This window comes from Pseudomonas brassicacearum (assembly GCF_003732265.1).
GTDB lineage: Bacteria > Pseudomonadota > Gammaproteobacteria > Pseudomonadales > Pseudomonadaceae > Aquipseudomonas > Aquipseudomonas brassicacearum_D.
The window spans coordinates 215,290-227,766 of sequence record NZ_MOBK01000005.1; the positions used below are offsets into that span (position 1 = coordinate 215,290).

A 12,477-nucleotide genomic window follows, 5' to 3' on the forward strand; every position below is an offset into this window, starting at 1 on the left:
AGCGCAGGCGGGTGTCTAGACCAATGTCGGGGTATGGCCTTTGCCGTCAGGAGAGCTAAACTCGGGGTGGCTGTCTTTCTTGTCCACTCTGGCTGGAATCATAAAATGAAAAATAATAATAGCCTGCTACGCCATTTACCCTGGCTGCTGCTGGCAATCGTCGGTGCGTGCGCCCTGGGTGTGGTGGCATTGCGCCGTGGTGAGGCGATCAACGCCTTGTGGATTGTGGTCGCTGCCGTGGCCATTTATCTGGTCGCGTATCGCTACTACAGTCTGTTCATCGCGAACAATGTGATGCAACTCGACCCGCGACGGGCTACTCCCGCCGTACTCAATAATGACGGTCTGGACTACGTTCCAACCAACAAGCACATCCTCTTCGGGCACCACTTCGCGGCCATCGCTGGCGCGGGGCCGCTGGTCGGGCCGGTGTTGGCGGCGCAGATGGGGTATCTGCCCGGCACATTGTGGCTGATTGCTGGCGTAGTGCTGGCCGGTGCCGTTCAGGACTTCATGGTGTTGTTCATGTCGACCCGCCGCAATGGCCGGTCCCTGGGCGACATGGTCCGTGAAGAAATGGGCCGCATCCCCGGCACCATCGCGCTGTTTGGCTGCTTCCTGATCATGATCATCATCCTTGCGGTGCTGGCGCTGATCGTGGTGAAAGCCCTGGCCGAAAGTCCGTGGGGCATTTTCACGGTGATGGCGACCATCCCGATTGCGATGTTCATGGGCATCTACATGCGCTACATCCGCCCGGGTCGCATTGGTGAAATCTCCGTGGTCGGCGTGGCGTTGCTGCTCGGTTCGATCTGGCTCGGTGGGCAGATTGCGGCTGATCCGGTGTGGGCCAAGGCGTTCAGCTTCACCGGGATTCAAATTACCTGGATGCTGATCGGCTACGGTTTTGTAGCCGCGGTATTGCCGGTGTGGCTGATCCTGGCGCCGCGTGACTACCTGTCGACGTTCCTGAAAATCGGCACCATCGTCGCCTTGGCAATCGGCATTCTGGTGACCATGCCCGAGCTGAAAATGCCGGCGCTGACCCAGTTCATCGACGGCACCGGGCCGGTGTGGAAGGGCGGGTTGTTCCCGTTCCTGTTCATTACCATTGCCTGCGGCGCGGTCTCGGGTTTCCACGCGTTGATCTCTTCCGGCACCACGCCGAAGTTGCTGGATAACGAAGTCAATTCCCGTTACATCGGTTACGGCGCGATGTTGATGGAATCCTTCGTTGCCATCATGGCCATGGTTGCCGCCTCGGTGATCGAGCCGGGCGTGTACTTTGCGATGAACAGCCCGGCTGCTGTCGTCGGTGGTGACATCGTGGCGGTCGCGCAAACCGTCAGCAGCTGGGGTTTTGCGATTACCCCGGAAGCCCTGCAAGCGGTGGCCCATGACATCGGCGAAACCACTATCCTGGCCCGTGCCGGCGGTGCGCCGACCCTGGCGGTGGGTATCGCGCAGATCCTGCACAGTGTCCTGCCGGGTGAAAACACCATGGCGTTCTGGTACCACTTCGCGATCCTGTTCGAAGCACTGTTCATCCTGACGGCGGTTGATGCCGGTACCCGTGCCGGTCGCTTCATGCTTCAGGATTTGCTCGGCTCCTTCGTGCCGGCGCTGAAGCGGACCGAATCCTGGACCGCCAACCTGATCGCCACCGCGGGTTGCGTGGCGATGTGGGGCTGGTTGCTGTACCAGGGCGTGATTGATCCTCTGGGCGGCATTAATACCTTGTGGCCGCTGTTCGGTATCTCCAACCAGATGCTGGCCGGTATCGCGCTGATGTTGGCAACGGTTGTGCTGATCAAAATGAAGCGCCAGCGCTACATCTGGGTGACCATGCTGCCGGCGGTCTGGCTGCTGATCTGCACCGTGACCGCAGGCTTCATCAAACTGTTCGACGCCAACCCGGCGATCGGCTTCCTGTCGCTGGCGAAGAAATACAGCGATGCGCTGGCCAACGGTCAGCTCCTCGCCCCGGCCAAGGACATTACGCAGATGCAGCACGTGATCTTCAATGCCTACACCAACGCAACGCTGACGGCGCTGTTCCTGTTCGTGGTCTTCAGTATCCTGTTCTACGCACTCAAGGTCGGCATTGCCTCCTGGGGTACGAAAGAGCGTACGGATAAAGAAGCGCCATTCCAGGCCCTGCCAGACGCGTAATCGAGGATTGCAAACATGTTCAATGACCTGAGTCGCCTCGGTAAATACCTCGGTCAGGCCGCGCGCCTGATGGTCGGCATGCCCGACTACGACAACTACGTCGAGCATATGCAAACCAAACACCCGGACAAACCGGTGATGAGCTATGAGATGTTCTTCCGCGAACGCCAGGAAGCTCGTTACGGTGGCAAGGGTGGGCCGAAGTGCTGTTGATCCGACAGCGAGGTTGATGCAATCCCTGTGGGAGCGGGCTTGCTCGCGAAGAGGCCGTGTCAGTCGACATCAATGTTGAATGACATACCGCTTTCGCGAGCAAGCCCGCTCCCACATTTGTTTTGTGTTGTTTTTTAACTCTGTAAAACAGGAGAAACCGTTTGTCCTCTCCCATCCCGGTAACAATCCTCAGCGGCTTCCTCGGCGCCGGCAAAACCACGCTGTTGCGCCACCTGCTCAAAGCCGAGCACGGGCTGAAAATCGCCGTGATCGAAAACGAATTCAGTGATGCCGGTATCGACACCCAGCTGTTGGGCGACGAGCCGGTCCAAGTCATGACCCTGTCCAACGGCTGCGTCTGCTGCACCATCCACACGGACCTGACCAAAGCGCTGTACCTGTTGCTCGAACGCCTGGACAGCGGCGACATCGCCTTCGACCGTCTGGTGATCGAATGCACCGGCCTTGCCGATCCGGCGCCGGTGGCGCAAACCTTCTTCATCGATGAAGAGTTGCGCGAGCGCTACATCCTCGACGGCATCATCACTCTGGTGGACGCCGCGCACGCCGAGACTCACCTGACCCAAACCATTGCCCAGGCGCAAATCGGTTTCGCCGACCGCTTGCTGCTGAGCAAGCGCGATCTGGTGGACGAGCCGACGTTTACCGCACTGAGTGAGCGCCTGACCCGCATCAACCGACGTGCACCGATCCGCGTGGTCGATCACGGCCAGATCGACCTGGCCGAATTGCTCGACGTGCGCGGCTTTAACCTGAATGCCGACCTCGGCGGTGGCGTGAGTTTGCGTCCGGTCAGCAAAGCACCGTCCATTGACCGTATCTCCAGCCTGGTGCTGCGTACCGACCAACCGCTGGATATCGACAAGCTCAGCGAGTTCATGAACGAACTGCTGGAAGACCATGGCAAGCAGTTGCTGCGCTACAAAGGCGTGTTGAACATTGCCGGCGAGCCGCGACGCATGGTGTTCCAGGGGGTTCTGAAGTTGTACGGATTCGACTGGGACACGGAATGGGCGGAGGGCGAAGCGCGGGAAAGCGTGATCGTGTTTATTGCCGATGATTTGCCGGAAGAGAAGATTCGTGAGGGGTTTGCGCGGGTGGCGGCGCAGGCCTGATATTTTCGGTGGCTGATAGGGCCTCTTCGCGAGCAGGCTCGCTCCCACATTTGGAATGCATTCCCTTGTGGGAGCGGGCTTGCTCGCGAAGGCGGCCTGACCGGCAACACGATTCTGACTGAGCGTTGGTCCTAAGCTCAGCAATGCCCCTTCCAAATGATCCAGATGCTGGCTCAGCAAGGCGACCGCCTTCACCTCATCCCTACGCTCCACGGCCCCCCCAAATCCCCTGATGTACCTGTCAGTCGCAACAACCCGCCAGCCATCCATCAACCTGCGCAATTGCCAGCGCTGTCAGTGGCATCAGGCTGTCCAAAAAATGCGCCAAAGGGACATTCCCTGCCCGTAGAAAAAAATCACGGGCGAAAAAAAACCGGCCATCGCTGGCCGGTTTTCATGCTGCGGGTCTAGCGGTGCAATTAAGCGCCGTATACCGGCAACTTCTTGCAGATGGCCTTGACCTTCTCACGAACGGCGTCGATCACCGCTTCGTTGTTCAGGTCAGCCAGGATGTCGCAGATCCAGCCGGCCAGTTCCTTGCACTCTGCTTCCTTGAAGCCGCGAGTGGTCACGGCCGGAGTGCCAAAGCGCAGGCCGGAGGTGACGAACGGGGAGCGTGGGTCGTTTGGCACGGAGTTCTTGTTCACGGTGATGAACGCTTTGCCCAGAGCGGCGTCGGCGTCTTTACCGGAGATTTCCTGCTTGATCAGCGACAGCAGGAACAGGTGGTTTTCGGTACCGCCGGAAACCACGTCAAAACCGCGCTCGATGAATACGCCGGCCATGGCCTTGGCGTTTTTCACCACTTGTTGCTGGTAGGTCTTGAACTCAGGCTGCAGGGCTTCCTTGAAGCAGATCGCTTTAGCGGCGATCACGTGCTCCAGCGGGCCGCCTTGGGCGCCCGGGAATACCGCGGAGTTCAGCTTCTTCTCGATGTCGGCGTTGGCGCGAGCCAGGATCAGGCCGCCACGTGGACCGCGCAGGGTCTTGTGCGTGGTGGTGGTCACGACGTCAGCGAATGGCACCGGGTTCGGGTAGACGCCAGCGGCGACCAGCCCCGCAACGTGAGCCATATCAACAAAGAGATAAGCGCCGACTTTGTCAGCGATCTCGCGAAAGCGCGGGAAGTCCAGAATCTGCGAGTAGGCAGAGAAACCGGCCACGATCATTTTCGGCTTGTGCTCAACCGCCAGACGCTCGACTTCGTCGTAGTCGATCAGGCCGTTGGCATCGATGCCGTACTGGATGGCGTTGTACAGCTTGCCGGAGGACGAAACGCTGGCGCCGTGGGTCAGGTGACCACCGTGTGCCAGGCTCATGCCCAGGATGGTGTCGCCAGCCGACAGCAGGGCCAGGTAAACGGCGCTGTTGGCTTGGGAACCGGCGTGTGGCTGAACGTTGGCGTAATCGGCGCCGAACAGTTCCTTGGCTCGATCAATTGCAAGCTGCTCGACGATGTCAACGAACTCGCAACCACCGTAGTAGCGCTTGCCCGGGTAGCCTTCGGCGTACTTGTTGGTCAGTACCGAGCCTTGAGCTTCCATCACCGCTGGGCTGGTGTAGTTTTCCGAAGCGATCAGCTCGATGTGTTCTTCCTGGCGCTGAGCTTCTTGCTCCATGGCGGCAAAAAGATCGGCGTCGTACTTGGCAATAGTCAAATCACGGCTGAACATGGCGGTCCTCAAGGATCGGGGGCAGAAAAGGGGGGCATTCTAACCCAACCGCTTTTAGATGGCATATGAAAGGAGATCATGTCGCAGACAAGTGGGCTTCATGACCAGATATGCGGTGCCTGTCAGGGCCCCTTCGCGAGCAAGCCCGCTCCCACATTCAACCGAGTTCTCACTGGAGAATGCGATTAAATGTGGGAGCGGGCTTGCTCGCGAAGGGGCCGGTCGCCGCACCACAAAATCTCAGTCGAACATGAACAGCGCATCATTGCTGAACTGCGCCTCAAACCGGGCAGGCGGCATCGGCCGGCCGAACAGATACCCCTGAACCTCATCGCACCCATGCTCACGCAGGAAGTCGAGTTGTTCGTGGGTTTCCACGCCCTCAGCGATTACCGCCAGGTTCAGGCTGTGAGCCATGGCGATGATCGCCCGGGCAATTTGCGCATCCTGTTCACCGGACGGCAGGCCATCGACAAACGTGCGGTCGATTTTCAGCACGTCGATCGGAAATTGCTTGAGGTAGTTGAGCGATGAATAACCGGTGCCGAAGTCGTCGACCGCGATGCTCAGGCCGAGGTTTTTCAACCCGGCAAGCATCTGCATCGCCTCGCTGACTTCGCGCATCAGGATACTTTCGGTCAGTTCCAGCTCCAGGCACGCCGGCGGCAGACCGGTTTCCTTGAGGATATTGGCGATCCGCGTGCCCAACTGGCCGTCGGAGAACTGCCGCGCCGAGATGTTCACCGACACCTTCGGCACGCGCACCTTGGTCTGGTGCCAGGTCTTGAGCTGACGGCACGCTTCGCCGATCACCCAGTCGCCGACATCCACCACCAGGCCGAGCTCTTCGAGCACCGGAATGAAGTCCCCCGGCGGCACCAGTCCGCGTCGCGGATGACGCCAGCGCAGCAAGGCTTCGGCACCGGTCAGGCGTTTGCCATCGCCGCTGAACTGCGGTTGGTAATACAGCACGAATTCGTTCTGTTCCAAGGCGTGGCGCAAGTCGCTTTCCAGTTCCAGGCGTTCCAGGGCGCTGGCGTTCATGTCCGCCTGATAAAACTGGAAGTTGTTCTTGCCGCGTTCCTTGGCGTGGTACATCGCCGTGTCGGCGTTCTTCATCAACTGACTGAGTTCGTTGCCGTCCTGCGGGCTCAGGGCGATGCCGATACTGGCCGTGACGAAGAACTCGCGACCTTCCAGCACAAACGGTTTCACCAGGCTGGCGAGAATCTGTTCCGCCACGTGAATCGCCCGGTTCAGGGCGACTTCACGGTTGACCTTCGGCTGCAGCAGCAACGTGAACTCATCGCCGCCCATGCGTGCCACGGTGTCGTCATCGTCGACGCAGCCGAGCAGGCGCGTGGCCATTTCCTTGAGCATGCGGTCGCCGGCAGCGTGACCGAGGGAGTCGTTGATCGGTTTGAAACGGTCGAGGTCGAGGAACATCAGCACCACCCACGACTTCTGTCGTTCCGCCGATTGCAGCGCCGTGTGCAGGCGATCCTGGAACAGCGTGCGGTTGGGCAGGTGGGTCAGGGCGTCGTAGTAGGCGAGGCGGTGAATCCGCTGTTCACTGGCCTTGCGTTCGCTGATGTCGCTGAAGAAGCACACATAGCTGGCCAGGTCGCCTTCGTCGTCGAGGACCGCCGTGATGCCGACCCAGGCGGGGTAATGTTCGCCGTTGCGGCGCTTGAGCCAGACTTCACCTTCCCAGGTGTTGTTCTGATGAAGTTGCTTGAGCACATAGCGCAGATGCGCTTCCTGCTGCTCGTCGACGGTCAGCATGCTCGGCAACTGGTCGAGCACCTGTTCCACGGCGTAACCGCTGACGCGACTGAATGCTTCGTTGGCCTGAACGATATAACCGGCAGGGTCGGTGATCAGAATTGCCGAGGTCGAGTGCTCAAATACCGTTGCCGCCATGCGCAAATCTTTCTCGGCGCGGCGCTGCTGGCTGATGTCGCGACCGACACCGAGTACGCCTTCGAACGCACCATGTTCGTCCCAGACCAGCACCAGCCGCAGCTCGATGGGAATCTTGCGGCCGTCGGCCCGCAGACAATCGAACAGGAACAGTTGGGTCTGCACCTGGCTGCGTAGCAGCGCCAGTTGCTCGGGTTTATCCAGCGCTTTGCTGACACGGTCCATCAGGGTGAAGATGCCGCTCAATTGTTGCGGGTTGGCGACGATCGATTGCCAGCCGTTCTGGAAGATCCATTCCGCGTCATAACCCAGCACGGCTTGCACCGAGGGACTGACGTAGTTGAGCGACAGCTTGCTGTCGGTGGAGAAAATCACGTCACTGATGCTTTCGGCGAGCATCCGGTAGCGCTGCTCGCTGTCGCGCAACGATTCGCTGGCTTCGATCTGATCAGTGATGTCCTTGGCCACGCCAATGATGCGTGTGACCTGATTGTGCTTGTCCCGTGCCAGGGCCTGTTCGCGAATCTCGAACCGCCGCCATTTGCCGTCGCGATGACGGAAGCGCAGCTGGCACTGCATCAATTGGCTGTAACCGGCCTGGCGCTGGGTCTGGCGCGAACGGTGGTAGAAATCGGCGTCTTCGGGGTGTAGCAGGATTTCCCAGAAATACTCACCCATTTGATGCAGTTCTGTTCGGTCGTAACCCAGGGTCTGGCCCAAGTGGTGGTTACTGAAAATCATCCGCTGGCTGATCACGTCCTGCACGTACAGGTGATCCGGCACGGTGCGCACCACATCGGACCAGAACCCTTCACGCTCCAGCAACGACAGCTCGATCAGCTTGCGGCTGGTGATGTCGGTGATGCTCAGGATCACCGCTTTATAGTCGTCCTGATCGGCGGGCAGGCGCAGTACCAGCCACAAATGCTGATCGCGCTCATTGGCGCCCTGCAATTTGATTTCCAGCTCAAGCTGGTTTTGCTGGTTGAGCACCGCCTCCAGCACTTGATAGCCGATGGCCGTGCCGTCCAGCGGATTGCCATCGATCAGCAGGTTCCAGGCTTGATCGCAGGAATTGACGTTAAGCAGTTGCAGGGCAACCTGGTTGACTTCGGTGATGCGCAACTCCCGAAGCAATTGCCGACGTTGTTCCGGGGCCTCGAGCCAGGCCTGTAGCTGTTCGTTGCTGTGCAGGTGCGTTTTGTCGAAAACGCCCTTGAGCCCGGAAACGTCGAGCACGCAGAGGGCAACACCGGTGCCTTCAAAAATGTCCTGATAGCGTCGACGGCCTTCGTGCACCTGGCGTTGACGCCGGCGCATGTTCAGCAGCGCAATGAAAGGCAGCAACGAGAGTGCCAGGCCCAACAGGCATTTGCCGATAAAGGCCGGCAGCAGGTCTTCGAGCACGCGTTGCCGATCGAACAATCCGCGCAGTTGCCAGTCGCTGCTGCTCAAGGGAACGGTCAGCACACTGCTGGCCAGTTCATCCGGCGTCAGCACGGCCGGTGTGCTGGAGGGCAACGCGTCATCGCGGCTGATGATCTGGCGATTGACCCGGTTCTCCACCAGCCACAGCGGGCGGATGCCGGCTTCGTTTTGTTTGGTCAACGCCGAGAAAAAGGTCGGTGCCAGGCGCAGGGCCCAATAGCCTCGGGTGCTGCCGCTGGCCTGATGCAATAGAAGATGCACCACGGAACCGTCATCGGCATTACTGAAATAGTGCGCCTGGGCGTGACTGCGCCGCACCAGATCACTCAGGTAGTCGGCGTCCTGACTGTCGGCGGCGCTGTCGCTGATGATTTTTCCGGAGGGGCTGAGCAACGCCAGGCTGCGCAGCTCGGGCAATGACTGTTGCAGTTTGCGCAGCAACGCCTGTTGTTCGTCGGCGCTTTGCGGTTGTTCGACGATCGGTAGCAGGTTGAGAGCGATCTGGGCGTTGAGCGCCATGTTCAGGCTGACTTGCGCGGCCAGGTCGGCGGTGTAGTCGATGGTGTATTGGCGCTGGTGTTTCTGGGTTTCGCCGAGTTGATCGAGCAACTGCCAGAACAGCAGCGCGAGCAGCAACAGGACGAGGGTGGCCAGTGCGCCTTTCAAGGTTCCGCGCAGGGGCGAGCCGGTCGCAGGACTGGGGGCGCTCACGGAAACGGGCGGAGTGGCATTAGGCAAACTGGAATCCTGCGGTTTGACTGGACTGGCGCGACGTGCACTATAAGCCTGACGCCCGAAGGGCGGCTAGCATGCCTTGAGTTGTGGCGAAGTGCCAGTCCCTGTCGGCTGGACTGCCTTCCGTCATTCAGGTAGCTTTGCCGGTTACGCGGGAGCGTTCCAGCTCCTAAAATCAGACTTTTTCAGCGCGCACGGATTGATAGCTATCATCTGGACGACGCGCACGGTCTGGCCAGGCTTCGCCTGCGCTCCAATCATTCATCTGTCACTGACCCAAGGTTCTCCATGGCTCAATACGTCTTCACCATGCATCGGCTGGGCAAAGTTGTTCCGCCGAAGCGGGAAATCCTGAAAAACATTTCTCTGTCGTTCTTCCCTGGCGCCAAGATCGGCGTACTCGGCCTCAACGGTTCGGGTAAGTCCACGCTGCTGAAAATCATGGCCGGCGTTGACACCGAGTTCGAGGGCGAAGCCCGTCCGATGCCGGAGCTGAACATCGGCTACCTGCCACAGGAACCGATCCTGGACCCGACCAAGACCGTGCGTGAAGTGGTCGAGGAAGCGGTCAGCGTGATCAAGAACGCCCAGGCGCGCCTGGACGAGGTCTACGCGGCTTACGCTGAAGAAGATGCCGACTTCGACAAACTGGCGGCAGAACAGGCCAAGCTCGAAGCCATCCTGCAAGCCAGCGACGGTCATAACCTGGATCGCCAACTGGAAGTCGCCGCCGATGCGCTGCGCCTGCCAGCGTGGGATGCCAAGGTCGAATTCCTGTCCGGTGGTGAAAAGCGTCGTGTGGCCCTGTGCCGCTTGTTGCTGTCGGCCCCAGACATGCTGCTGCTCGACGAACCAACCAACCACCTGGACGCCGATTCCGTCGCCTGGCTGGAGCACTTCCTGCACGACTTCCCGGGCACCGTGGTAGCGATCACGCACGACCGTTACTTCCTGGACAACGTTGCCGGCTGGATTCTGGAACTCGACCGCGGCGCCGGTATTCCGTACGAGGGCAACTATTCGGGTTGGCTTGAAGCCAAGTCCGATCGTCTGGCCGCTGAATCCAAGCAGCAATCGGCTCACGAAAAAGCCATGAAGGAAGAACTGGAGTGGGTGCGCAAAGGCGCCAAGGCCCGCCAGTCGAAATCCAAGGCACGTCTGCAACGCTTCGAAGAAATGCAATCGCAGGAATTCCAGAAGCGCAGCGAAACCAACGAGATCTACATCCCGGCCGGTCCACGCCTGGGCGACAAGGTCATCGAATTCAAGAACGTCTCCAAGGGTTATGGCGATCGCGTGTTGATCGACAACCTGTCGTTCTCCATGCCTAAAGGCGCCATCGTTGGCGTGATCGGCGGTAACGGTGCCGGTAAATCGACCCTGTTCCGCATGCTGATGGGCAAGGAACAACCGGATTCGGGCAGCATCGAAGTCGGCGAAACCGTGCAACTGGCGTGCGTCGATCAGAGCCGCGAAGACCTGGACGGCAGCAAGACTGTGTTCCAGCAAATCTCCGACGGTTCCGACCAGATCCGCATCGGCAACTACGAGATCCCGTCGCGTACTTACGTCGGTCGCTTCAACTTCAAGGGCGGCGATCAGCAGAAGTTCGTCAAGGACCTGTCCGGTGGTGAGCGCGGTCGCTTGCACCTGGCCCTGACCCTGAAGGAGGGCGGCAACGTCCTGCTGCTCGACGAACCGTCCAACGACCTCGACGTTGAAACCCTGCGTTCCCTGGAAGAAGCCCTGCTGGACTTCCCGGGCGCCGCCATTGTGATCTCTCACGATCGGTGGTTCCTTGACCGCGTCGCGACCCACATCCTGGCGTACGAAGACGACTCGCAAGCGGTGTTCTTCGAAGGTAACTACACCGAATACGAAGCCGACCGCCGCAAGCGCCTCGGCGAAGCGGCTACCCAGCCGCATCGTGTACGGCACAAGAAACTGGCCTGATATCGGGTTGGTTGCATGAAAAACGGAGCCTTCGGGGCTCCGTTTTTTTATGGGCATTCAGTGACACCGTGGTGCGACTTTCGCGAGCAAGCCCGCTCCCACATTTGATCTGTGGCGTTCACAAGCCCAATGTGGGAGCGGGCTTGCTCGCGAAGGCGGCCTGATGGTCACTCAATATCTATCTGCAAAACCTCAATCACCAAATCCCCAACCGGCCGCTTCCACACCACCTCATCCCCCACCTGCGCACCCAGCAACGCCCGCCCCAACGGCGAGCCCCAATTGATCAACCCGCTGGCCGCATCCGCCTGATCCTCACCCACCAACTGCACACGCTGCTCGTTGCCCTGTTCATCGGCAAAGGTCACCCAGGCACCAATCTGTACCTTGTGGGTCGAGGAGGCCGGCACGACCAGCTGAGCGCTTTGCAGGCGCTGATTGAAATACCGCCAGTCACGCTCAAGGTCGGCCTGGCGCTGTTTGTCGGCCAGATCACCTTTGGCGCTCTGTTCATTGATCAGGTTTTGCACCTCGGCGACTTTTACCTGCAACTGCGCAAGCCCCGCCGGCGTGACGTAGTTGGGTTGCGTGCTGACCTGCCGTTCAACCGGCTGATCGGCTTGCTCGGCGGCGTTATCTTCGTTGACGAATGCCCGGCTCATGGTCTTCTCCCGTTATAGGGTTTGGGCCATGGTTGCAGGCTTTTAGTTTCGGTGGATGTCTGCAAACGACTCATGGCGAGTGATAGGCACGGGCGGCGTCCTGGTCTTTCTGTTGCTGCCAGGCTTTGTCCCGGTCATCCCAGTGGTGGCTGCGATAGTCCTCGCGGTCCTGGTTTTCAAGCATGGCCTGGCACTGACGAAAGCCATCGCTCCAGCCTTCGGCGTACTGCTTGTCCTTGAGATAGCGCGGGACGTTTTTGCGAAATTCGCCACTCATTGCCCCGGCGGCTTGCCGGCCACTGCTGCAACCGTCATCGAAGCCGTCGGCGAATGCCGGTGGATAACCCTTGGAGATCAACTCTTCGTGGGTTGTCTGGCAACCTGCGATCAACATCAACACACCTATGACTGCCACGCACCGCCACATCTCAAGCTCCCGGGCCGTGCAACGGCCTATAAGGGAAGTCTAGAAGTGGATTCGTGAGGCGTGTGTGAAAGGCCTGTGATGGATCTGTTGGATAACTCCGAGCCCCTTGTATGAGTGAGCCTGCTCGCGATGACGGTGTGACAGTCGACATCAAT

8 protein-coding genes are annotated in these 12,477 nt (G+C 59.7%); 4 read left to right on the forward strand and 4 right to left on the reverse strand.

The annotated features are described in order from the left end of the window. Positions 1 to 105: 105 nt before the first annotated feature. From BK660_RS12125 to yjiA, 3 genes are all read left to right on the forward strand, one after another. Positions 106 to 2,172 (forward strand): carbon starvation CstA family protein, encoded by a 2,067-nt coding sequence (locus BK660_RS12125; RefSeq protein WP_123433495.1) that lies wholly within the window; start codon positions 106 to 108, stop codon positions 2,170 to 2,172. 15 nt (positions 2,173 to 2,187) lie between these two features. Next, entirely contained in the window at positions 2,188 to 2,385 is a 198-nt protein-coding gene (locus BK660_RS12130; protein WP_007895266.1) for a YbdD/YjiX family protein, read from the forward strand. Positions 2,386 to 2,546: 161 nt separating this feature from the next. Beyond that, positions 2,547 to 3,521 carry a GTPase gene (gene yjiA / locus BK660_RS12135; RefSeq protein ID WP_123433496.1) on the forward strand — a complete coding sequence of 325 codons (975 nt, stop codon included), beginning with the start codon at positions 2,547 to 2,549 and terminating at the stop codon, positions 3,519 to 3,521. Between the two features lie 419 nt (positions 3,522 to 3,940). On the opposite strand, the gene glyA is transcribed toward yjiA, so the two are convergent. Then, a complete protein-coding gene (gene glyA, locus BK660_RS12140) occupies positions 3,941 to 5,194 on the reverse strand; it encodes a serine hydroxymethyltransferase (protein WP_123433497.1) in 1,254 nt (417 codons plus the stop codon). A gap of 240 nt (positions 5,195 to 5,434) precedes the next feature. Next, positions 5,435 to 9,283, reverse strand: a complete 3,849-nt coding sequence (locus BK660_RS12150) for a bifunctional diguanylate cyclase/phosphodiesterase (RefSeq protein WP_123433499.1) — start codon at positions 9,281 to 9,283, stop codon at positions 5,435 to 5,437. 285 nt (positions 9,284 to 9,568) lie between these two features. Between BK660_RS12150 and ettA the strand changes: the two genes are divergently transcribed. Next, positions 9,569 to 11,233 (forward strand): energy-dependent translational throttle protein EttA, encoded by a 1,665-nt coding sequence (ettA, locus tag BK660_RS12155; RefSeq protein WP_123433500.1) that lies wholly within the window; start codon positions 9,569 to 9,571, stop codon positions 11,231 to 11,233. A gap of 167 nt (positions 11,234 to 11,400) precedes the next feature. Here the strand turns inward: ettA and BK660_RS12160 are convergent, their stop codons facing one another. Both BK660_RS12160 and BK660_RS12165 read right to left on the reverse strand, forming a co-directional pair. Next, positions 11,401 to 11,895, reverse strand: coding sequence for a GreA/GreB family elongation factor (locus BK660_RS12160; protein WP_123433501.1), 495 nt, complete (start codon positions 11,893 to 11,895; stop codon positions 11,401 to 11,403). Between the two features lie 70 nt (positions 11,896 to 11,965). Next, positions 11,966 to 12,322 (reverse strand): hypothetical protein, encoded by a 357-nt coding sequence (locus BK660_RS12165; protein WP_123433502.1) that lies wholly within the window; start codon positions 12,320 to 12,322, stop codon positions 11,966 to 11,968. Positions 12,323 to 12,477: the final 155 nt, after the last annotated feature.